Here is a 22,206-nt window from a genome sequence, read left to right as displayed (position 1 = left end):
GAAACGGGCCGCGCGAGCGGCCCGTTCTGCGTTCAGGAGCGTGGCGCCATCACTCGTGATGGCCACCGGCGCGGCGCTGCAGGAAGCGGCGCGCGCGGTTCCAGCGCCAGGCCCACACGAACCAGCCCGACAGGCCGTACAGCACGAACAGGCCGAACAGCACCACCGGGGGATCGCTGGAGACGAAGACGAACACCGCGACCACGACCAGGATGCCCCAGAACGGCACGCTGCGGCCCAGCGCAAAGCTCTTGCCGCTGAAGAACGGCGCGTTGCTCACCATCGAGATGCCGGCGTACATCGTGAGCACGAACGCCACCCACGCCATCACGCTGTCGTGGATCGGCAGTTTGTTGTCGATCGCGAGCCAGACGAAGCCCGCCACCAGCGCGGCCGCGGCCGGACTGGGCAGCCCCTGGAAGAAGCGCTTGTCGACCACGCCGATGTTGGTGTTGAACCGCGCCAGGCGCAGGGCCGCGCCGGCCACGTAGACGAAGGCCGCCAGCCAGCCCCAGCGCCCCAGGTCCTGCAGGATCCATTCATAGGCAACCAGCGCCGGCGCCACGCCGAACGAGGTCATGTCGGACAGCGAATCGTATTGCTCGCCGAAGGCCGACTGGGTGTTGGTGAGGCGCGCGACGCGGCCATCCATGCCATCGAGCACCATGGCCACGAAGATGGCGATGGCGGCCGTCTCGAAACGGTCGTTCATCGCCTGCACCACGGAGTAGAAGCCCGCGAACAGCGCGGCGGTGGTGAAGGCATTGGGCAGCAGGTAGATGCTGCGATGGCGATTCTCGGAATCGCGCATGGAGAAATTCGGCATAGGTATAGGTATGTCCCGCGAGCGGCGTATGTCGAAAGGTTAACTCATATGGCCCCGCTTGCGTTGGCAGCAAGCGCCATTCCTGGGCACACAAGCAAAAACGGCATCTCCGCACACGCGGAGATGCCGTGATCCGGGCCTGCGCCCGTGAGGCGGGCGCGCCGGGCGGACCCGGCGCGGCCACGCATCAGTTCTTCGACTTGTCGACCAGCTTGTTGGCGGCGATCCAGGGCATCATGGCGCGCAGCTTCGAGCCCACGACTTCGATCTGCGATTCCGCGTTGATGCGGCGACGCGAGGTCAGCGTCGGAGCGCCGGCGGCGTTTTCCAGGATGAACTTCTTGGCGTATTCGCCGGTCTGGATGTCGAGCAGCGCCTGGCGCATGGCCTTGCGGGTCTCGTCGGTCACGATCTTGGGGCCGGTCTCGTACTCGCCGAATTCGGCGTTGTTCGAGATCGAGTAGTTCATGTTGGCGATACCGCCTTCATAGATCAGGTCGACGATCAGCTTGAGCTCGTGCAGGCACTCGAAGTAGGCCATTTCGGGCGCGTAGCCGGCTTCCACCAGCGTGTCGAAACCGGCCTTGATCAGCTCGACGGCACCGCCGCACAGCACGGCCTGTTCGCCGAACAGGTCGGTTTCGGTTTCTTCGCGGAAGTTGGTTTCGATGATGCCGGCACGGCCGCCGCCGTTGGCGCTGGCGTACGACAGGGCGATGTCACGGGCCGAACCCGACTTGTCCTGGTAGACGGCGACCAGGTGGGGCACGCCGCCGCCTTGCGAGTAGGTCGAGCGCACCGTGTGACCGGGGGCCTTCGGGGCGATCATGATGACGTCGATGTCTTCGCGCGGCACGACCTGGCCGTAGTGCACGTTGAAACCGTGGGCGAAGGCCAGCGCGGCGCCGGCCTTGATGTTGGCGTGGACTTCCTTGTTGTAGACCGACGCGATGGTTTCGTCGGGCAGCAGCATCATGACCACGTCGGCCGACTTCACGGCTTCGGCCACTTCGGCCACCTTCAGGCCGGCATTGGCGGCCTTGTTCCACGACGCGCCATCCTTGCGCAGGCCGACCACGACCTTCACGCCCGATTCATGCAGGTTCAGCGCGTGGGCGTGACCTTGCGAGCCGTAGCCGATGATGGCAACGGTTTTGCCCTTGACGAGGGAGAGATCGCAGTCTTTGTCGTAGAAAACTTTCATGGTGTGCTCCAAATCTTGGAATTTCTAGATACGTTGAATTCAAACAAATTGGGTGATGCTACGGCGGGTCGCGCCGTTCAGAGCTTCAGGATCCGTTCGCCGCGGCCGATGCCGGAAACCCCGGTACGGACGGTTTCGAGGATGGCGCTGCGGTCCAGGGCGTCGATGAATGCCTGGACTTTATCCTGGTCGCCGGTCAGTTCGATCGTATACGACTTGTCCGTCACGTCGATGATGCGGCCGCGGAAGATATCCGCCATCCGCTTCATTTCTTCGCGTTCCTTGCCGACCGCGCGCACCTTGATGAGCATCAGCTCGCGCTCGATGTGCGCGCCTTCGGTGAGGTCCACCACCTTGACCACGTCGACCAGGCGGTTCAGGTGCTTGGTGATCTGCTCGATCACCTCGTCCGACCCCACGGTGACGACCGTCAGGCGCGACAGGGTCGCGTCTTCGGTGGGCGCCACGGTCAGCGTCTCGATGTTGTAGCCGCGGGCGGAGAACAGGCCGACCACGCGCGACAGCGCGCCGGGTTCGTTCTCCATGAGAACCGAAATCACATGCTTCATGGTGGCCTCCTTACAGATCCTCGGAACCGAGCAGCATCTCGGTCAGGCCGCGGCCGGCCTTGACCATCGGCCACACGTTTTCGGTGCGGTCGGTGATGAAGTCCAGGAAGACCAGACGATCCTTGTGCTTCTTGAATGCTTCGCGCAGCGCCGGCTCGACGTCGGCCGGGCGCTCGATGCGCAGGCCCACGTGGCCATAGGCCTCGGCCACCTTGACGAAGTCGGGCAGCGAATCCATGTACGACTCGGAATAGCGCGAGCCGTAGTCGATCTGCTGCCATTGCCGCACCATGCCCAGGAACCGGTTGTTCAGGCACACGATCTTCGGCGTCAGGTGGTATTGCTGGCAGGTCGACAGCTCCTGGATGTTCATCTGGATCGACGCTTCGCCGGTGATCACGGCGATGTCGGTGCCCGGATTGGCCATCTGCACGCCCATGGCGTAGGGCAGGCCCACCCCCATGGTGCCCAGGCCGCCGGAGTTGATCCAGCGACGCGGCTTGTCGAAGCGGTAGTACTGCGCGGCCCACATCTGGTGCTGGCCCACGTCGGAGGTGACGAAGGCGTCGCCGCCCGTCACTTCCCAGAGCTTCTCGACCACGAACTGCGGCTTGATGACCTCGTCGGAGCCCGTGTATTTCAGGCACTCGCGGCCACGCCAGGTCTCGACCTGCTGCCACCACTTCTCGATCGAAGCGGGCTTGGTCTCGGCGCGCGCGGCCTTGTATTGCGCGGTGAGGTCGGCGAGCACGTCTTTCACGTTGCCCACGATCGGCACGTCCACGCGCACCCGCTTCGAGATCGACGAGGGGTCGATGTCGATGTGGATGATCTTGCGCGCGTTCTGCGCGAAGTGCTTGGGATTGCCGATCACGCGGTCGTCGAAACGCGCGCCGATGGCCAGCAGCACGTCGCAGTGCTGCATCGCCATGTTGGCTTCGTAGGTGCCGTGCATGCCGGGCATGCCGACGAACTGCCGGTCGCTGGCGGGCATGGCGCCCAGGCCCATCAGCGTGTTCGTGACGGGCGCGCCCAGCACGTCGGCAAAGGCGCGCAGCTCGTCCGAGGCGTCGGAGAGGATCACGCCGCCGCCCGAGTAGATCATCGGGCGTTCGGCGGCCAGCAGCATCTGCACGGCCTTCTTGATCTGGCCTTGATGCCCCTTCACCACCGGCGCATACGAGCGCAGCGAGATCTCACCCTTGGGCGGGGTGTACTTGCATTGCGCGACCGTGATGTCCTTGGGGATGTCGACCAGCACCGGGCCCGGACGGCCCGTGCGCGCGATGTAGAACGCGCGGCGCATGGTCTCGGCCAGGTCCTTCACGTCGCGCACGAGGAAGTTGTGCTTGACGCAGGGACGCGTGATGCCGACGGTGTCGCACTCCTGGAAGGCGTCTTCGCCGATCGCTGCCGTGGGCACCTGACCGCTGATGATCACCATCGGAATGGAGTCCATGTAGGCGGTGGCGATGCCGGTGACGGCATTGGTCACGCCCGGGCCGCTGGTGACGATGCAGACGCCGACCTTCTGCGACGCGCGCGAGTAGGCATCGGCGGCGTGCACGGCAGCTTGCTCGTGACGAACCAGGATGTGCTGGAATTTGTCTTGCTTGAAGATTGCGTCGTAGATGTAGAGCACCGCGCCGCCAGGATAGCCAAAGACGTGTTCCACGCCCTCATCGGCCAGGCAGCGCACGACGATATCGGCGCCATTCATTTCCATGTTGTCATTCCTTTCAGTACCGGCCCTGCCTCACTGATTACCGCTTGCCCGGATACGGCAGCGATCAGAACCCGAACCGGTTACGACAACACATCCGGCGCTTAGCGGCTCACGGAGCCACGCCACCCGGACACCTTGCCGACCCGGCACACGCTCGTCAGAGACGCAGTGCAAACGCCCAAGGGGACGCTGGAGGTCGAAATGGAAGCCTTGGCAACTCACGCTTGTGGCGCGGCCAACAGCAGGTGTTACTGGCGCAGCAGACCGCGGAAGGTGGCCCGGATCTTGCTCGCCCGCGCGCCGGTATCGGATAGGCAGACCGGCGCAAGAGGAGCGAATTTACCGCGTTGCGGCAAAGCGAGCAAATCGAACCTGTCGGTATGGCGCCACAATCCGACACACACGATCTGGCCCCCTAAGCGCCTCAGCCTCTCTATACTGCCGGTATTACCAGCCTTTCTCGCGTTTCCCCCATGGACCTGCGCATTGCCAGCATCCGCCGCTTTCTCTATAGCCACTACTTTTTCGGCGGTGTGCGGCAAGGCGTCGGCATGCTCCTGCCGGTGCTCATCCTGGGCGGCATCTTCGGCCAGTTCAACCTCGGCCTGGTCGCCACCTTCGGTGCCCAGTGCCTGGCCATCATCGACCAGCCCGGCGGGCCGCAACGCCACCGCACCAACGAAATGCTGGGCGGCGCCCTGTTGGGCACGGCCACCGTCACCCTCACCGGCCTGGCCTCGACCTACCCGCTGATCCTGTGGCTGGTGGTGATCGCCCAATGCTTCCTGTTTTCGATGTTTTCGGTGTTCGGCAAGCGCGGCGGCCTGATCGGCTTCGCCGGCCTGCTGCTGATGACGCTGACCATGCATTCGCCGCTGCCGCCCGACCAGGTGCTGTACCACTCGCTGGCCACGGCCGGCGGCGCGCTGTTCTACCTGCTGTTCTCGCTCACGTTCCGCCGGGTGTTCTGGCTGCGCGAGGAGCGCCAGGCGATGTCGGTCGCGCTGTTTTCCACCGCCGACTACATGGCCGCGCGCGCCGCATTCTATGACGAGACCGCCGACCTCGACGACGCGTACCGCACGCTGATCCAGCGCCAGTCGCTCATGACCGAAAACCACCAGGCCGCGCGCGACCTGGTGCTGCGCGCCCTGCCCCGCGGCCAGGGCTTTCGCGACGACGAGCGGGTGATGCTGTGGAACATGTTCGTCGACATGCTGCAGATGCTCGACACGCTGGTCGCCACCCATACCGACTACGCGGCGCTGCGCCGCGCGCTGGCCGGCAGCGATGCGCTGATCTTCATGCGCGACGCGCTGGTGAAGATGTCGCTCGAGCTCAACCGCATCGCGCTCGACGTGTCGCGCGGCCGCCAGACCCAGTATCGCAGCAGCGCCAAGGCCGAGCTGCGCGCCATCGAATACGAGATCGAGCAGCTCAAGCAGCAGGGGCTGGGCGAGCGCGAGCCCGAGACGCTGGCGCTGATCGTGCAGGTGCTGCGCCGGCTGCGCAACGCCGCGCGCATCGTCGACAAGCTCGCCGGCCACACCGCGCAGGAGCCCAACGCGGTGCCCACCAGCGAGCTGCGCATCAACAAGTCGCTCACGCGCTTCATGTCGCGCCAGGAGGTCCGGCTGGGCATGATCACCAGCAACCTGCGCTTCGATTCGCCGCACTTCCGCTACGCGCTGCGCGTCACGCTGGCGGCCGCCGCGGCCATGGGCCTGATCGGCACCTGGCTGTCGCACAACCTGGCGGCGCACAGCTACTGGGTGCTGCTCACCATCGTCATCATCATGAAGCCCGGCTTCGCGCTCACCCGGCAGCGCAACGGCTGGCGCCTGACCGGCACGCTGATCGGCTGTGCGCTGGCGCTCGGCCTGTTTGCGCTCACCGACCGCCCGGAGATCCTGTTCGCGGTGCTGATCGGCGCCTGCATCATGGGCAACAGCCTGGTGCAGCTCAACTACATGGGCAGCGCGATCTTCAACACGCTGTTCGTGGTGCTGGTGTTCCACTTCGTCGCGCCCGGCACGGTGTCGCTCGAAGTGATCGGCGAACGCGCGCTCGACACGCTGCTGGGCTGCGTGCTGGCGCTGGTGTGCAGCTACATCCTGCCGTGGTGGGAGGCGCGCTACATGAAGCCGCTGGCCCAGGCGGCCTCGCGTGCCAATCGCGAATACCTGCGCGCCGGCCTGGCCTACGTGGCCGAGATGCAGGCGCACCAGGGCGCGGCCGAGGAGTCGCAGGCCGTGGTCGACGCCGACCTGCACTGGCGACTCGCGCGCAAGAACGTGCACATCGCGTTCAGCAACTTCGCCGAGGCCTTCTATCGCATGATGAGCGAGCCGCGCTCGCACCAGGTGAACGTGCCCGAGTTCAACAATCTGCTGATCCAGAATCACATCCTGGCCTCGCAGATCACCGCCGCCATGCCCATCCTCGCCACCCTGCCGCAGACGCCCGCCCCGATGGCCGAGGCGCTGGCCGGCATGGTGCAGCAGCTCGATCCCGAGGCGGCCGACCCGGCCAGCCTGCCGAGCCAGTTCGACACCACCGGCGAACTCGCCACGCTGGCCTATCCGCTCAAGCAGATGCTGCGCGCCAGCGCGCTGATCCGGCAGGAGCTGCTGGCCGTGGCCGACCCCGGCGAGCACCGGCCCCGCGCGGTCGCGGCCTGAGGCCGCCGTGCGCCGGGCCAGAAACGACAACGCAGCTGATGCCAGCGGCGTTGTTTCGTCGGCCGGGCGGCGCCGCCCCGCTCAGGCCGGGGCGACCCGCCTGCGCGGCCAGAAATACCAGACCGCCGCCCCCGCCTGCGCCGCCAGCAGCAGCACCCAGGCGGCGATGTGGGCGTCCGCGCGGAACCCGCCCATGATGCCGGGCCAGAGGTCCACGACCCAGCCCACGCCGATCTGGCACAGGAAGATCATCAGGAACATCAGCAGGTTGGTGGTGGACGCCACCCGCCCGAGCAGCTCGCGCGGAAACTCCCCGGCCAACAGCGCGTAGACCAGGATGTTGGCCGAGCCGAAGATGCCGTAGCCGGCCCACAGCGCGGCCAGCGGCAGCGGCACGCGCAGGATGATGAGCAGCTGGAACACCAGGAACAGCACCATGCACAGCCCGCCGAAGCCGTAGAGGCCCAGCCCCATGCGCTCGACCCGCCGGGCCGCCAGGCCCAGGCCGATGTTGCCCGCCATCATCGCCAGGCCGAGCAGCGACACCAGCCACGCGGCCGGCACGGCGTCCAGGCCGTTCACCTCGATCAGGTAGGGCCGCACCCACAGCGATTGCACGCCATAGAACACGCCGCCCGTCATCACGGGCAAGGAGGCGAGGCGCCAGTAATGGGCCGAGGTCAGCAGCGTCCAGGTGCCGCGCCACTGGCTCGCGAGCGTGACCGGCGCGCGCGCCGGCCCGGTCTCGCGCGGCGAGCCGAACCAGATCAACGTGGCCACGACGAGGGTGGCGCCCGCCATGCCGATGCTGACCATGCGCCAGGTGGTGTGCTCGAGCAGCGCCGACAGCGGCGTGCCCACCAGCACCCCGCCCAGGCCGCCCACCGCCATCACGAGGCCGTTGATGCCGGGCAGGCGCGCCAGCGCAAAGGTGTGGGCGAGCGCCTGGAAGGTGGCGCCCAGACAGACGCACACGCCGGCGCCGATCAGCAGGCGGCCCACCATCAGGCCGGTGAGCGAGGTCGACATGCCATAGACCAGCGTGCCCACCGCGGCCACCACCAGCATGGTGGCGTTGACGCGTCGCGGCCCCCAGGTGTCGAGCATCAGCCCGGCCGGGATCTGCATCAGCGCGAAGCCCAGGAAATACAGGCTCGTCAGCGTGCCCAGGTCGGCCGCCGACAGGCTCAGCTCACTGGTCAGGTAGGGTCCGAAGCCGATGTTCAGGCCACGGAACACATACGAGATCAGGTAGCCGAGCGAGAAGAACAGAAAGACGCGCAACCCGGCCGGCATGACCGGCTCAGGCCTGCTTGCGGCGGAACACGAGCTTGTCGGCCGACGAGGCGCTGGCGTCGTAGGCGTAGCCCTCGCTGTCGAAGGCCTGCAGGCCTTCGGGCTTGGCGATCTTGTGGGTGATGGCGTAGCGCGCCATCAGGCCACGCGCGCGCTTGGCATGGAAGCTGATGACCTTCCAGGCATCGTTTTTCCAGTCCTGGAACACGCACTGCACCACGCGGGCGTTGAGCGTCTTCTGGTCGACCACCTTGAAGTATTCCTCGGAGGCGAGGTTGATGATGACCGGCGACTTCTGGCCTTCCTGGCGTTGGTTCAGATAGGCGGCGATGCCCGAACCCCAGTATTCGTAGAGGTTCTTGCCCTTCGGGTTTTCGAGGCGGGTGCCCATTTCGAGGCGGTACGGCTGCATCAGGTCGAGCGGGCGCAGCGCGCCGTAGAGGCCCGACAGGATCACGACGTGATCCTGCGCCCACTCGAGCTGGCGTTCCGACAGGCTGCCGGCTTCCAGGCCTTCGTACACGTCGCCGTTGAAGGCCAGCACGGCCTGGCGCGCGTTGTCGAGCGTGAAGGTTTTCTTCCAGCCCGCGTAACGCGCGACGTTGAGCTCGGACAGCGCCGGCGACAGACTCATCAGCGCGCCGATGTCGTCGGCCGATTTGGTCTTGAGCACCTTGATCAGCGCCGCCGCCTGGTCGACGAACAGCGGCTGGGTGTGGGTCTCGGTCTTGAGCGGCGTGTCGTAGTCGAGCTTCTTGGCCGGGGAAAGCAGAAACAGCATGGGGATGACGTCCTTGAAAGGTTCAGCGCGCGGTCCAGCCGCCGTCGACGGAGATCGAGGTGCCGGTGATCTGCGCGGCGGCGTCCGAGGCCAGGAAGACCGCGGTGCCGCCCAGTTGTTCGGGGGTGACGAATTGCAGCGAGGGCTGCTTCTCGCTCAGCAGGTCGCGCGCGGCGGCTTCCTGGTCGACCTGGTCGCGCTGCGCCAGCGCGGTGATCTGCTTCTCGACCAGCGGCGTGCGCACCCAGCCCGGGCAGATCGCGTTGGCGGTGATGCCCTGCCCCGCGGTCTCGAGCGCCGTGACCTTGGTGAAGCCGACCACGCCGTGCTTGGCGGCGACGTAGGCGGACTTCTGCGGCGAGCCCACCAGGCCGTGCGCCGAGGCGATGTTGATGAGGCGGCCCCAGCCCTGCTTCTTCATGTGGGGCAGCGCGGCCGCCGTGCCGTGGAACACGGCGGAGAGGTTGAGCGCGATGATGGCGTCCCACTTCTCGATCGGGAATTCCTCGATCAGCGCGGTGTGCTGGATGCCGGCGTTGTTGACCAGGATGTCGATGCGACCGAAGGTCTGCACCGTGTTGGCGACCATCTGCCGCACGGCCTCGCCCTTGGACAGGTCGGCCCCGTCGTAGAGCACCTTGACGCCGTGTTCCTCGGCCAGCCGGGCGCGCAGCGCCTCGATCTCGCCCGCGTCGCCGAATCCGTTGAGCACGACGTCGGCGCCCTGCTGCGCGAACGCGGTGGCGATACCCAGGCCGATTCCGCTGGTGGAACCGGTGACGACTGCGACTTTACCTTTGAGCATGAGGTTCTCCTGAAGGTGGGACACGCGACGGCCATGAGTGTAGCCGCGCTGGCACCGGTCTATCATGGCACAGGCCACGCCAGGCGCGCCAATCCACACATTCATGCGATGGTCAGGCGGCCGCCGCGCCGCGAATCCCGCGCCGGCGGGTCGGGCTTTCATGGCCGCGCCACGGCTTTGTGGCAGCATTGCGCCCCGCGCCCGCGCCCCCCTGCCCGGACCGCCCCTGCGTTCACCCCCCGGACCCCATGATCGAAACCCGACTGTTGCAGCAGTTTGTCGCGGTTGCCGAAGAGCTGCATTTCCATCGCGCCGCCCAGCGCCTGCACATGGCGCAGCCGCCGCTGAGCCAGGCCATCCGCCGCCTCGAACAGGAGGTCGGCCACGCGCTGTTCACGCGCACCAACCGCAGCGTCGCGCTCACGCCGGCCGGCGCCGCGTTCCTGGACACCGCGCGCGGGCTGCTGCACGGGCTCGATGACGGCCTGGCGCGCACGCGCCGCGTGGCCGAGGGCCTCGAAGGCCATCTGCGCCTGACCTTCATCAACATCGCCACCTACGCGCCCCTGCTGCGCGCCCTGCGCAGCTTCCGCGAAGCCGCACCCGCGCTCGCCTTCAGCCTGAACGAGGCCAGCACCAGCGAGCAGGTGACCGCGCTCGAACGGGGCGACGCCGACATCGGCTTCATGCGCCTGCCCGGCACCTCGAGCCCCTCGCTGCGCTTCGAGCCGATCCTGCGCGAGACCATCTGCGTGGCGCTGCCGGCCGGCCATGCGCTCGATGGCGCGGGGCCGCTGGCCCTGTCGGCGCTGGCGGGCGAGACCTTCGTCGCGTCGCCGCGCGGGCTGGGCCAGGGCTATTACGACCAGCTCGTGGCGCTGTGCCAGAGCGCGGGCTTCACGCCCTCGATACGCCAGCACGCGCGCCGGCTGCAGACCGTGGTGGCGCTGGTGGCGAGCGGCTTCGGCGTGGCGCTGGTGCCGGCCAGCATGGCGCAGGCCGGCCAGGACGCGGTGGTGTTCCGGCCCGTGGTGTGCGACGCGCCGCCCTCCTTGCAGCAGCTCGAGCTGCTGATGGCGTGGGATCCACGGCGCCAGGCGCCGATCCGCGACCGCTTCATCGCGGCGATCCGCGAGCGCATGCGGCCCGCCGCGGGCGGCGATATCTGCCAAGTCTCATTCGCGCCCGCATAAGATATTTTACGAAGCCGGCGCGGGCTTCCATGATGCGGGGCTCATCGACTCACCTGCCCCGCCCCCCCATGGAATATCGTCGTCTCGGCCACGCCGGCCTCAAGCTCTCCGCCCTGTCGTTCGGCAGCTGGATCACCTTCGGCACCTCGCTGCGCGATCGCGGCGCGCGCGACCTGCTGGCGCAGGCCTATGACCACGGCATCAACTTCTTCGACAGCGCCGAGGTCTATCTCGGCGGCGAGGCCGAGCGCATGCTGGGGCGCGCCATCAAGACGCTGGGCTGGCCGCGCGATGCCTACTGCATCTCGAGCAAGGTGCTGTTCGGCACCGGCGACAAACACGATCCCGCCCGCGCCTCGCGCCCCACACAACAAGGCCTGAGCCGCAAGCACATCGTGGAAGCCTGCGACCAGGCGCTGGCGCGCTTCGGCGTCGACTATCTCGACATCTATCTGTGCCATCGCCCGGACCCGGACATGAGCATCGCCGAGATCGCGTGGACCATGCACACGCTGGTGCAGCAGGGCAAGATTCTCTATTGGGGCACCTCGGAATGGCCGGCCGTCGACGTGGAGGCGCTGATCCGCTTCGCCGACCGGCACCATCTGGTGCCGCCGCAGCTCGAGCAGCCGCAATACAACCTGTACCACCGCGAGCGCGTCGAACAGGAGTACCGCGCGCTGACCGAGCAGCATGGCCTGGGCCTCACGACCTGGTCGCCCCTGGCCTCGGGCGTGCTGGCCGGCCGCCACGACGACGGCGTCGCGGCCGGCTCGCGCATGAACACCGAGGGCTTCGGCTGGCTGCGCGACTTCGTGTTCGAAGGCAGCGAGGCCGACATGATCGCCGCCTCGCGCCGCCTGCAGCCCATCGCCGACGAGCTGGGTGCGTCACGCGCGCAGCTGGCGATCGCGTGGGCGCTGCGCAATCCCCAGGTCACGAGCGTGATCCTCGGCGCCTCGAGCAGCGCGCAACTCGCCGACAACCTCGGCGCGCTGGACGTGCTGGGCAAACTGGACGAGGAACAGGTACAGCGCATCGAGCGCGCATTCGGCGCCAGCGCGGCGCCGCGCTGAGCCGGGCCGCGCCCGGCGGCTCAGCCGTCGCGCCGGGCCTGCGCCTGCGCCGCGGCCGGCAGCGCGGCGGCGGCAGGATCGGCGGCATTGCGGGCGTCGGCGGGGCCGGCCGCCGCGGCATCGGCTGCCGCAGCATCGGCCGCCGTGCCGGGCGCCTCGTCGAAGCCCACCGGCCGCACCTCCATGCCGGCGATGCCGCCGAAGCGCGGCGGCAGGTGTTCGAGCAGGCGCATCAGGCACGGCACCAGCCCCATCGAAATCGCCACCACCACCGCCAGCAGGTCGCGCTGCGCCAGCGTCATGAGGTGATTGTCCCAGGCCTCATTGAAGATCACGAAGCTGAACTCGCCGCCCTGCGCCAGCACCAGCGCATAGAGCAGCCGGTGGTAGTGCGGCAGGCCCACGATGCGGGCCAGCACGTAGATCAACGTGATCTTGATCAGCAGAAGCGCCAGCACGCCGGCCAGCACGTAGTGCCAGTACTCCCAGGCCTCGCGCACGTTCACCGACATGCCCACCGCCACGAAGAACAGGCCCAGCAGCAGCCCCTTGAACGGCTCGATGGTGCGCTCGAGTTCCTCGCGATAGCGCGATTCGGCCAGCAGCACGCCGACCAGGAAACCGCCCAGGCCGGCCGACAGCCCGGCATAGTCGAACAGCCGCGCGGACCCCAGCACGATCAGCAGGGTGGCGGCGGTGAAGAGCTCGCGGATCTGCGTGCGCACCACCACGCCCAGCAGGCGCATGCGCCGCATCACCAGCACCACCACCACGCCGGCCAGCGCGATGCCGAACGACGGCGCGCTGGCCCCGTCGGAACCCAGCAGCCCGGCCGCCACCAGCATCGGGATGGCCGCCATGTCCTGGAACAGCAGCACGCCGAGCGCCGAGTATCCGACCGGCGTCTTGAGCAGCCCGCGCTCCTCCAGCAGCCGCAACGCCACCGCGGTGGACGACAGCGAGAGCGACAGCCCGCACAGCACCGCGCCCACCCACGACATGCCGGCCAGGTGGCGCAGGCCGGCGCCGAACACCAGTCCGAGCACCAGCCCGCAGGCCAGCACCTGCAAGGATCCCGCGCCGAACACCTCGCGCCGCATGCCCCACAGCCGGCGCGGCGCGAGCTCGAGCCCGATCACGAACAGCATCATGACCACGCCCCACTCCGACACCGCGAGAATCGCCGGCACGTCCGTGACCATGCGCAGCCCCGACGGCCCGATCGCCATCCCCGCGATCAGATAGCCCGGGATCGCGCCCAGTCCGAACCGGTGCGCCAGCGGCACGCAGATGACGGCGGACAACAAGAGCAGCGTGATGAGATCCATGGTCGGCGCGCCTTCGGGCACGGCCCTGCGTGAGAACGGGCGCCCGGGGCCAGGCACCCTTTCGCGAATTCTGGCAAAATTCGGCCCGCCCGGGGCTGCACCGACAGGCCCGAATGAGCGAAAAGCAAAATTTTTCGATCACCGCTCACACAAACGGATTTTTTTGTGTAGAATGGCGGGCTTCGCTGCTCAAGAACAGAAATGCTCCTGACGCCGCAAAAACAGAAGTAAATACAGCAGGGCCGTTGTGGATGCATCGTTATCCACCGGGTTGCGAGTTCAAGACCACGAACCGCCTCCTCGAGTTGCCTTGCAGCAGTACCCGTCACGGAGAGGTGGCAGAGTGGTCGAATGCGCCGGACTCGAAATCCGGTATACGTTTAGGCGTATCGTGGGTTCGAATCCCACCCTCTCCGCCAGGATTCAAAGCACTCAGTGCTGCGCTACAGGCCCCGATCTTTCGGGGCCTTTTTGTTTTGGCGCGCGGCCGCGTCCGGCGCCCGACGTCCGGCCCTGCGGACAGCGCCGGCACCGTTGCTGCGCCTCCCCTCTCACCCCTCCACCCGATTTCGCCCCAGCCGCTTGGCGTCGTACAGCCGTTCGTCGGCGCGCTTGAGCACCGCGGGGGACCGGGGAGTCTCGGCGCTGCGCCAGGCCACGCCGATCGAGATGGTGACGTGGCCGATGCCCTCGATGGGAGTGTCGGCGATGCGGGCGCGGATGCGTTCCGCGACGCGGCGCGCCGCATCGGCCGCCGTGCCGGGCAGGAGCAGGCAGAATTCCTCGCCGCCGGCGCGGCACGGGATGTCGTGGTTGCGCGCGCAATCGGCGATCAGGGTCGCGACGTGCTGCAGCGCCACGTCGCCGGCATCGTGGCCGTAGGTGTCGTTGACGCGCTTGAAGTGGTCGATGTCGAGCGCGAGCACCGCATACGACTGGTCGGCCTCATCCCATTGCGCCAGGGCCGCGCCCATGGCACGCCGGTTGGCCAGGCCGGTCAGCGGGTCGGTGTCCGCGGCACGGCTCAGGCGGGTGATCTTCTTCTGCAACAGCTGCACGCCGGCGATCATCGCCTGCCGGATCGCGGCCGCCTCCGTGTACCAGGCGCGGACGGCCTGGATGCGCCCCGCCGCCTCCGGCTCGGCCAGGTGCGTGGCCTCGGCCGAGAGCTGGCGCAGCGGCCGGGAAATCAGCGTCGCCCCCAGCAGAATCAGGACCAGGCCCACCAGGCCCGCCGGCACGATCCCGACCAGCATGTCGTGCATCAGCGCATTCAACGGGGCGAGCGCTTCGTCGCGCGGCTGCTGCGTCACGACCGCCCACTGCGCACCCGGAACCGGGGCGTAACCGGCCAGCATCGGGATGCCGAGGTAGTTGTTGGCCTCCATCACCCCCGCCTCGCCGCGCAGGGCCGCGTCCACGGTCGGGCTCGACCTCACGACCTCGCCGATGCGCGCATGGTCCGGGTGATAGAGCAGGCGGTAGTTCTCGTCGGCAACGAAGGCGAAGGTGCCGTCGAGCTGGTGTTCGCCGATGAGCGCGTGCATCACGCCGGGCTGTTCGAGGTAGACCGAACCGCCCACGATGCCCAGGAACTCACCCGCCGGGCTGAAGATCGGCCGCGACACGAAGGTGAGCAGGTTGCCCGTTTCGCCGCGGTAGGCGTGGCTGACCAGAGGGCGGCGCTCGCGCAGCGCCTGCGTCAGTTCCTCGGAGTGGAGCGCCTTGCCCTGGATCTCGGGCATGACGGGATGGGTCTGCAGCACCCGTCCGCTCGCGTCGGTGATCAACACCACATTCAATTCGGAGTCCTGCGCCTGCAGCCTCAGGGCTTCTTCTTCCCGCAACGCCGGGTTGGCGAAGTCGGCGCCGAGCAGCGCGCTGCTGAACGCGAGGCGCTCCTGCACCGAGTTCACGAACTCGTTGATGCTGGACGCCGTCTTGAACGCGTAGGCCCGATTGGCCTCCAGCGACGACCGGATCAGCGCATCGCGCTGCACGTTGTACGCCACGACCAGGCAGTTGACGAGCGTGGCCAGCACGGCGGCCAGCACGAGCCCCAGCATCAGCCCGCGTAGGCCCACCGATTTGATACCGAATCTGCGCATGAACCTGCCGCCCCCTTTGTTCTTGGAATGCGTCCTGGAATCTCTCCGTGGCTGGGAGCGTAGCGCAGATTCGTGTCGGCTCGACCGCGAGATTACCCCGGGACGGCTGCGGCGATATCCCTATCCCGCGCACGGGTTTTGCGCACGATGCACCGGCCTTGACGCCGGTCAACAAACCTTCAACGGCCCGCAGGAGCGCCCCGGTTAAAAGATATATTCGGCGTAAATCTTTCGAGGCTTTCCATGGCTGATCTCCTCCGCATCGAAGAACCCGGCGCCGCAGGCCGCGCGCGGCCCCAGTGGGCGGCGTTCCTGGAGCTCGGCTTCCGGCCGCTCTACCTGCTCGGGTGTCTCTGGGCCGCCGTCTCGATCGGGCTGTGGGTGTTCGCGCCGCAACTGTTGCGCGGGCAACTGGTGAGCGTGTTCTGGCATGCGCACGAGATGCTGTGGGGCTTCGTGGCGACGATCGCGGCAGGGTTCCTGCTGACCGCGGTGAGCAACTGGACCGGCATCAATCCCTTGAAGGGCCGCGCGCTGGGCGCGGCATGCGTGCTGTGGCTGGTGGCGCGGGTAGGCTTCCTGGTGCCGGGCGCGGCGGCGTTCGCAGTGGCGGCGGTGGCGGAGGTGCTGTTCTTCGGCTGGACCGCGCTCGCGATCGGCCGGGCGATCTACGCCAGGCGCAGCCGGCGCAATTACGGCGTGCCGCTGCTGATGCTGGGCCTGGGCCTGGCGGACGCGCTGTATCTGCTGGCCGCGTGGCGGGGCGACTACGTTGCGCTGCTGGCGCGGTTGCAGACCGGGCTGCTGCTGATGGCGCTCATCGCGCTGCTGATCGCGCGGCGGGTGATTCCGTTTTTTGCGACGCGGGCGGTGCAGGGGCTGGTCCTGCCCATGCACACGCGCAGCGGCCACGTACAGCTCGCGGCCGGCACGCTGGCGATCGCGGCGCAGCTGGCCGGCTGGCCGCAGCTCGCCGCCGCACTGCTCGCGCTCGCCGGCGTGCTGGCGCTGGTGCACGTGCTGGCCTGGCGGCCGCTGGCGGTGCGGCGCGTGCCGCTGCTGTGGATTCTGTACGCCGGCTATGCGGCGATGGGCGCGGGCATCCTGGTCTGGGCGGTGCAGGTGGGCGGCTGGCTGGCCGAACCGATGCGGGCCGCCTGGCCGGTGCACGTCGTGGGCGTGGCGGGCTTCTCGGTGCTCATCATCGGCATGGTCACGCGCACCGCCCTGGGCCACCTCGGCCGGCCCCTGCGCACGGATCGCCTCATGGTGTGGTGCTACGTGCTGGTGCTCGCGGCCGCCGCGTTGCGGCTGCTGGCGCTGGCCCCCGGCCCGTGGGCACCCGGCGCGCTGCACGGCTCGGCCGGCGCCTGGGTGCTCGCGTTCGCGCTCTATCTGTGGCGCTTCGCGCCGCTGCTGATCCGGCCGCGCGCCGATGCCGCGCCCAAGGCGGCCATGCCGGCCATGACCACGATCGCGGTGGCGCGCCGCCGCGCCGAATGAAGCCCTGATCTCACGCGGCTACGGAGCGCCCATGCCCTACGGTCTTCTGCTCGCCCTGCACCTGCTGGCCGCGATCGCGTTCGCCGGCACCGTGTTCTTCGAGGTCGTCATGCTGGCGGGCGTGCGCAGGCACCTGCCGGCCGACACCCTGCGCGCGGTCGAGCGCGCCATCGGCAACCGCGCCACCGCCATCATGCCGTGGGTGCTGCTCACGCTCTACACCGCAGGCATCGGGCTGGCCTGGCAGCACCGCGCCGTCCTGGCGCATCCGTTCGCGAGTTCGTTCGGGCTGCTGCTGTCGCTCAAGATCCTGCTCGCGCTCAGCGTGTTCGGCCATTTCGTGTCGGCCATGGTCTGGCGCCGGCGCGGCACGCTGCGCGGCCGGCGCTCGCGCCGCCTGCACCGGAGCGTGTTCGCGCACGTGCTGCTGATCGTGCTGCTGGCCAAGGCGATGTTCTATCTGCAGGTCTGAACCCGCCACGCGGCCGCCGCAGCGGCTAGCGCGCCAGCAGCTGCGGCACCGACGCCGCCAGCAGGGCCACGCCGGAGGCGGTCAGCAGGCCCAGCACGATCTGGCGAAAGCGCGCCTCGCTGATGCCGATGTAGAGCTTCGCGCCGAGGAACGTTGGCACCAGCATGGCCGGCGCCACGATGGCGAAGTACGGCAGCATGTCGCGCGTGACGATGCCGGTCAGCAGATAGGTGCCGAACGTGACGGCCAGCATCGAGAGGTTGAAGTTCTGGATCACGGTGCGCTGCATGTCCTTCGGATAGCCGCGCAGCGTGCACCATAGCGTGGGAAGGGTGCCCGTGAAGCCGCCGATGCCGCCCAGCACCCCGCCGGCCAGCCCCACCGCGCCGTCGGCCAGGCGGCCGCCCGCCGTGATGCGCGGCAGGTGGCGCGCGAACAGCATGACCGGGCACCAGATCACCAGGAACCCGCCCAGCACGGCCTTGAACCAGTGCATGTCGAGATACGGCAGCAGTTTCACGCCCAGCGGAATGCCGAGCAGGCCGCCCGCCACGAAGGGCAGCAGCAAGGCCCAGCTGAAGCCGCGCCGCACCGACAGCGCCGCCACGATCTGGCCGGTCAGCGCGCCGAACACGGCCAGGGCCGCCGCCAGCCGCGGGTCGAGCGCCCAGGCCCAGAACGACATGGCGACCATGCCGAAGGCAAAGCCCGACAGGCCCTGCACGAAACCCGCCACCACCGCGCCCACGGCCACGATGAGATATACCGTCTCCACTGCTGCTCCCGATCTTCTCGTTAGGGTTGCCTGGATTATCGGCGGCGACGATGAGGCCAGGATCAGGTTTTTTTATCGGGCCATACCGATAGCCTTATGCATGGCGCGCGCTCGCCTGGTCCGATAGCGCGGCGTCGCGACGCCCCCGCACCCCGCGCGCGCCCGCCGCGCGTGGGTATCATCTGCACTGATTCACATCGAAGGTGCTCCATGACCCACGCCGCCCTCCTGCCCGATCACGATCCCTACGCGCCCGTCACGTGGCCGCTCGCCCATGGCCGCCAGCTCGAGCTCGGGCCGCGCGGCATCATCATGGCCGTGATCAATGTCACGCCGGATTCGTTCTCCGATGGCGGACGCCTGGCGAGCGTGGCCGCGGCCGAGCACTACGCCCTCGCCTGCCTGGCCGAAGGCGCACACATCCTCGACGTGGGCGGCGAATCCACCAAGCCCGACGCGGCCGAGGTCAGCGCCGCCGAGGAGCAGGATCGCGTGCTGCCGGTGATCGAGGCGCTGGCCCGCATCACCGACGCGCTGATCTCGGTGGACACCTATCGCGCCGAGACCGCGCGGCTGGCGCTTGCCGCGGGCGCGCACATCGTGAACGACGTGCATGGCCTGCAGCGCGAACCCGCCATCGCCGAGGTCGCCGCGCAGGCCCGCGCCGGCGTGGTCATCATGCACACCGGCCGCCAGCGCGAGGTGCTGGCCGATCCGCTGGCCGACCAGTTCGCCTTTTTCGATGCCTCGCTGCGCATCGCCGATGCGGCCGGACTGTCGCGCGCGCAACTGGTGCTCGACCCGGGGTTCGGCTTCGCCAAGGATCCGGACTGCAACCTCGCGTTGATGGCACGGCTGCCGCAACTGCAGCGCTACCGCCTGCCGATCCTGGTGGGCACCTCGCGCAAGCGCTTTCTCGGCGCGCTCACCGGCCGCGAACTCGGCGAGCGCGACGTGGCGACCGCCATCTCGACCTCGCTGCTGCGCGACCGGGGCGCGGCCATCGCGCGCGTGCACGACGTGGGCAAGAGCCGCGACGCGCTGGCGCTCACCGACGCTCTGCTGCGCAGCGAGCGCGGCTGATCCGGGGCGCAACGCGCCGGGCCCGCCGGCGCGCATGACACGGCCGTCTCAATCCCCCCCAGTGTTGTGGGCTCGCCGCACCCCGGGGCGGCGCGGATTGCCAACGCGCCGCCGCGAAGGCAATAATCCAGTAGCGATAAACATTCGCATTTGCATTGAGGCCGCCACGCGCGGCCCCCGGACCCCGCATGCGGCGGGCCGCTCCGGCACCCTGGCCTGCCCCTTCATGAGCGTCACGGAAACCCCGTCCCATCGCATTGCCCATCTCTACGGCGACCATCATGGCTGGCTGCAAAGCTGGTTTCATCGCCGCCTGGGCAACGCCGCCGACGCGGCCGACCTGGCGCACGACGTGTTCGTGCGGCTGTTGACCGCGCCGCGCCAGTTCGAGAACGCGCCGCAGGCGCGGGGCTACCTGCGCACCGTGGCCAACGGCGTGTGCGTGGACTTCTGGCGTCGCCGCAGCCTTGAGCAGGCCTGGCTGGAGGCGCTCGCGCAGCAGCCCGAGCCCACCGCGCCGTCGGCCGAACAGCACGCCGCGGCGCTCGAGGCGCTGCACGAGATCGACGCGATGCTGCGCAGCCTGCCGCCCAAGGCCGCCAGCGCCTTCGTGATGGCGGTGGCCTGCGACATGACCGACCAGGAAGTGGCCGACGCGCTCGGCGTGTCGTCACGCATGGTGCGCAAGTACGTGGCGCAGGCCATGCTTTGCTGCATGCGGCTCGAGGCGCGCCACGCCGGGGCCGCGCCGTGATGCCCGCGTCGCCCCCCTCGCCGGGCGCCCTGCCCGATGCCACCGCGCCGTCGCACGCCGCCATGGAAGCCGCGGCCGAGTGGTTCGCGCTGCTGCGCTCGGGCGAGGCCACGGCGCGCGAGCGCGCCGCCTGGCAGACCTGGCTCGACGCCCAGGCCGAGCATCGGCATGCCTGGCGTTACGTCGAACGCATCGGCCAGCGCTTCGCCCCGATCCAGGCCAGCGGCGAAGGCCACGCCGCCGTGGCCGCGCTGCGCCAGGTCAACGAACATGCGCCGCGGCGCCGCCGCCAGGTGCTGCTGGGGCTGGGCATCGCGCTGGCGGGCGGCTGGCTCGGCTGGCGCCACACCGCGCTGCCCGAGCTCACGGCCGCCTGGACCGCAGACCACCGTGCCGGCACCGGCCCCGCGCGCCGCGTGGTGCTGGCCGATGGCACGCAGGTCTGGCTCAACGCGCAGAGCGCGTTCAATGTGGACTACACCGTCCAGGCCCGCACGCTGACGCTGCTGCGCGGCGAGATCCTGATCCAGACCGCGGCCGACGCGGCGCGGCCGTTCCGCGTCGATACCGCGCAGGGCCGGCTGCGCGCGCTGGGCACGCGCTTCACGGTCCGGCTCGACGACGTGGACACGCTGCTCGCGGTGTATGAGGGCGCGGTCGAGGTCAGCGCCGCCGGCCACGACGTCCTGGGCGTGGTGGGCGCCGGCCAGCAGGCGCGGCTGGGCCGGGCGGGCCTGGGCCGCCAGGCGCCGGCCGACCCGGCGCGCGCCGCCTGGGCCCAGGGCGTGCTGATCGCCGACGGCATCACGCTGGCCGGGGTGGTCGAAGAACTGGGCAAGCGCCACAGCGGCCACATCAGCCTCGCCCCCGAGCTGGCACGGCTGCCGGTGTTCGGCAGCTACCCGCTCGACGATGCGCCGCGCGCGCTCGACATGCTGGCCTCGGTCATGCCCATCACGGTGCGCCAGACGCTGCCGTGGTGGACCAGCGTGACGCCGCGCCGCTGACCCGCCCGCGGGGCTTGGCATCGGTCGCGGCCGCGGAGTATCGTGCGAGCCGGATCCCTTTCCCCGGTTGCCCCATGGCGAGCGCCGCCTCCATCAAGACCTACGGCATGGCCGAACGCGCGGCGTATTTCGATTTCGACATACGCCGCCAGCTCGTGCGCGACCCGCTCGCGCAGCCGCACCGCCACGACTACTTCCAGATCCAGGTGAGCCTGGCGGGCGAGGCGCAGCAAAGCATCGGCGGCACCGTGCGGCCCTTCGGGCCGGGCACCCTGAGCTTCGTGCTGCCCTATCGCGTGCACCTGGTGCGCCATCCGCCCGGCTCGCGCTACGTGATCGTGAATTTCGCGCAGGATTTTCTCTGGCCCGAGCTCAAGGTGGATCCGCTCGACCTGGAAGACGTGCCGGTGAGCCAGGCGCCCGCGCTCGCGCCCTTCCTGTTCCAGGAGTATCTCGACTTCACGCTGGCGCCCGCCGACTTCGCGCAGGCGCAGGCGCTGCTGGCCGACATGGAAGCCGCCAACCCGGACCGCGGCTTCGGCGCCGCCTCGCAGCTGCGCGGGCTGCTGCTGCAGCTGATCGCGCTGGTGTGCCGACGCCATGGCGGCGCGCTGCAGGACCTGGCCGCGCGCCATGCCAAGAGCAGCCGGCGCCAGAGCCTGCGGCGCGTGATCCGCCACCTCCAGGATCACCTGGCCGAAGACCTCTCGCTGCCGCAGGCCGCGGCGGCGGCGCATCTTTCGCCCAACTACCTGGCGCACCTGCTGAAGAAGGAGACCGGCAAGACCTTCGTCGAGCTGCTCACCGAACGCCGCATGGCGCGGGCCCAGCGCCTGTTGGGGCAGAGCGGCATGCAGGTCGCCCAGATCGCGCACGCCTGCGGCTTTGCCGACGAGGCCTACTTCGCGCGGCGCTTCCGCCAGCACACCGGCATGAGCCCGACCGCCTGGCGCGCCCGCGCGCTGGCCGGCGCCGGCTGGCACAAAGATCGTCCAGGGATTGCGTAAGTCTCTCCAGGT

At 68.9% G+C, this 22,206-nt stretch carries 18 protein-coding genes, 1 tRNA gene and 1 pseudogene; 10 read left to right on the top strand and 10 right to left on the bottom strand.

Features of this window, described 5'->3' with window-relative positions; all coding sequences use genetic code 11:
- Window positions 1-49: 49 nt before the first annotated feature.
- From pssA to CEG14_RS06295, 4 genes and pseudogenes are all read right to left on the bottom strand, one after another.
- Window positions 50-826, bottom strand: coding sequence for a CDP-diacylglycerol--serine O-phosphatidyltransferase (gene pssA, locus CEG14_RS06310; RefSeq protein WP_094825514.1), 777 nt, complete (start codon window positions 824-826; stop codon window positions 50-52).
- 187 nt (window positions 827-1,013) lie between these two features.
- Entirely contained in the window at window positions 1,014-2,030 is a 1,017-nt protein-coding gene (gene ilvC / locus CEG14_RS06305) for a ketol-acid reductoisomerase (protein WP_094825513.1), read from the bottom strand.
- A 77-nt stretch (window positions 2,031-2,107) separates the two neighbouring features.
- On the bottom strand, window positions 2,108-2,599 hold the full coding sequence (ilvN, locus tag CEG14_RS06300; protein ID WP_094825512.1) for an acetolactate synthase small subunit: 492 nt from the start codon (window positions 2,597-2,599) through the stop codon (window positions 2,108-2,110).
- Window positions 2,600-2,609: 10 nt separating this feature from the next.
- A pseudogene (locus CEG14_RS06295) lies at window positions 2,610-4,331 on the bottom strand (acetolactate synthase 3 catalytic subunit); the annotation flags it as partial.
- A 467-nt stretch (window positions 4,332-4,798) separates the two neighbouring features.
- Here CEG14_RS06295 and CEG14_RS06290 point away from each other — a divergent pair.
- Window positions 4,799-7,006, top strand: a complete 2,208-nt coding sequence (locus CEG14_RS06290; protein ID WP_094825510.1) for an FUSC family protein — start codon at window positions 4,799-4,801, stop codon at window positions 7,004-7,006.
- Window positions 7,007-7,087: 81 nt separating this feature from the next.
- On the opposite strand, the gene CEG14_RS06285 is transcribed toward CEG14_RS06290, so the two are convergent.
- The 3 genes from CEG14_RS06285 to CEG14_RS06275 are packed head-to-tail and all read right to left on the bottom strand — an operon-like array spanning window position 7,088 to window position 9,888.
- Window positions 7,088-8,302: an MFS transporter gene (locus tag CEG14_RS06285; RefSeq protein WP_094825509.1), complete on the bottom strand. Its 1,215-nt coding sequence runs from the start codon at window positions 8,300-8,302 to the stop codon at window positions 7,088-7,090.
- A gap of 7 nt (window positions 8,303-8,309) precedes the next feature.
- Entirely contained in the window at window positions 8,310-9,083 is a 774-nt protein-coding gene (yaaA, locus tag CEG14_RS06280) for a peroxide stress protein YaaA (protein ID WP_094825508.1), read from the bottom strand.
- Window positions 9,084-9,105: 22 nt separating this feature from the next.
- Entirely contained in the window at window positions 9,106-9,888 is a 783-nt protein-coding gene (locus tag CEG14_RS06275) for a 3-hydroxybutyrate dehydrogenase (protein WP_094825507.1), read from the bottom strand.
- A 248-nt stretch (window positions 9,889-10,136) separates the two neighbouring features.
- On the opposite strand from CEG14_RS06275, the gene CEG14_RS06270 reads away from it, so the two are divergent.
- Together CEG14_RS06270 and CEG14_RS06265 are read left to right on the top strand one after the other, a co-directional pair.
- Window positions 10,137-11,081, top strand: a complete 945-nt coding sequence (locus CEG14_RS06270) for a LysR substrate-binding domain-containing protein (protein WP_094825506.1) — start codon at window positions 10,137-10,139, stop codon at window positions 11,079-11,081.
- Between the two features lie 68 nt (window positions 11,082-11,149).
- A complete protein-coding gene (locus CEG14_RS06265) occupies window positions 11,150-12,157 on the top strand; it encodes an aldo/keto reductase (RefSeq protein ID WP_094825505.1) in 1,008 nt (335 codons plus the stop codon).
- Window positions 12,158-12,177: 20 nt separating this feature from the next.
- On the opposite strand, the gene CEG14_RS06260 is transcribed toward CEG14_RS06265, so the two are convergent.
- On the bottom strand, window positions 12,178-13,485 hold the full coding sequence (locus CEG14_RS06260; RefSeq protein WP_094825504.1) for a cation:proton antiporter domain-containing protein: 1,308 nt from the start codon (window positions 13,483-13,485) through the stop codon (window positions 12,178-12,180).
- 329 nt (window positions 13,486-13,814) lie between these two features.
- On the opposite strand from CEG14_RS06260, the gene CEG14_RS06255 reads away from it, so the two are divergent.
- Window positions 13,815-13,904 (top strand) — tRNA-Ser (locus CEG14_RS06255).
- 132 nt (window positions 13,905-14,036) lie between these two features.
- Here CEG14_RS06255 and CEG14_RS06250 read toward each other — a convergent pair.
- A complete protein-coding gene (locus tag CEG14_RS06250; RefSeq protein ID WP_094825503.1) occupies window positions 14,037-15,593 on the bottom strand; it encodes a sensor domain-containing diguanylate cyclase in 1,557 nt (518 codons plus the stop codon).
- A gap of 243 nt (window positions 15,594-15,836) precedes the next feature.
- On the opposite strand from CEG14_RS06250, the gene CEG14_RS06245 reads away from it, so the two are divergent.
- Together CEG14_RS06245 and CEG14_RS06240 are read left to right on the top strand one after the other, a co-directional pair.
- On the top strand, window positions 15,837-17,096 hold the full coding sequence (locus tag CEG14_RS06245; RefSeq protein ID WP_094825502.1) for an NnrS family protein: 1,260 nt from the start codon (window positions 15,837-15,839) through the stop codon (window positions 17,094-17,096).
- Window positions 17,097-17,127: 31 nt separating this feature from the next.
- On the top strand, window positions 17,128-17,568 hold the full coding sequence (locus CEG14_RS06240) for a hypothetical protein (protein WP_094825501.1): 441 nt from the start codon (window positions 17,128-17,130) through the stop codon (window positions 17,566-17,568).
- A gap of 25 nt (window positions 17,569-17,593) precedes the next feature.
- Here CEG14_RS06240 and CEG14_RS06235 read toward each other — a convergent pair whose 3' ends face one another.
- A complete protein-coding gene (locus CEG14_RS06235; protein ID WP_094825500.1) occupies window positions 17,594-18,343 on the bottom strand; it encodes a sulfite exporter TauE/SafE family protein in 750 nt (249 codons plus the stop codon).
- 210 nt (window positions 18,344-18,553) lie between these two features.
- Here CEG14_RS06235 and folP point away from each other — a divergent pair, with 210 nt between their 5' ends.
- The 4 genes from folP to CEG14_RS06215 all read left to right on the top strand — a co-directional run bounded on the left by folP (window position 18,554) and on the right by CEG14_RS06215 (window position 22,194).
- A complete protein-coding gene (gene folP, locus CEG14_RS06230; protein WP_094825499.1) occupies window positions 18,554-19,426 on the top strand; it encodes a dihydropteroate synthase in 873 nt (290 codons plus the stop codon).
- A 226-nt stretch (window positions 19,427-19,652) separates the two neighbouring features.
- Window positions 19,653-20,180: a sigma-70 family RNA polymerase sigma factor gene (locus CEG14_RS06225; RefSeq protein WP_094825498.1), complete on the top strand. Its 528-nt coding sequence runs from the start codon at window positions 19,653-19,655 to the stop codon at window positions 20,178-20,180.
- Window positions 20,180-21,187 carry a FecR domain-containing protein gene (locus CEG14_RS06220; protein ID WP_256985594.1) on the top strand — a complete coding sequence of 336 codons (1,008 nt, stop codon included), beginning with the start codon at window positions 20,180-20,182 and terminating at the stop codon, window positions 21,185-21,187. The genes CEG14_RS06225 and CEG14_RS06220 overlap by 1 nt, the downstream gene beginning before the upstream one ends.
- A gap of 74 nt (window positions 21,188-21,261) precedes the next feature.
- On the top strand, window positions 21,262-22,194 hold the full coding sequence (locus CEG14_RS06215) for a helix-turn-helix domain-containing protein (protein WP_094825497.1): 933 nt from the start codon (window positions 21,262-21,264) through the stop codon (window positions 22,192-22,194).
- Window positions 22,195-22,206: the final 12 nt, after the last annotated feature.

Origin of the sequence: Bordetella genomosp. 1 (genome assembly GCF_002261335.1) — a bacterium.
Lineage (GTDB): Bacteria > Pseudomonadota > Gammaproteobacteria > Burkholderiales > Burkholderiaceae_B > Bordetella.
This window is presented reverse-complemented; position numbering and strand designations above follow the sequence as displayed.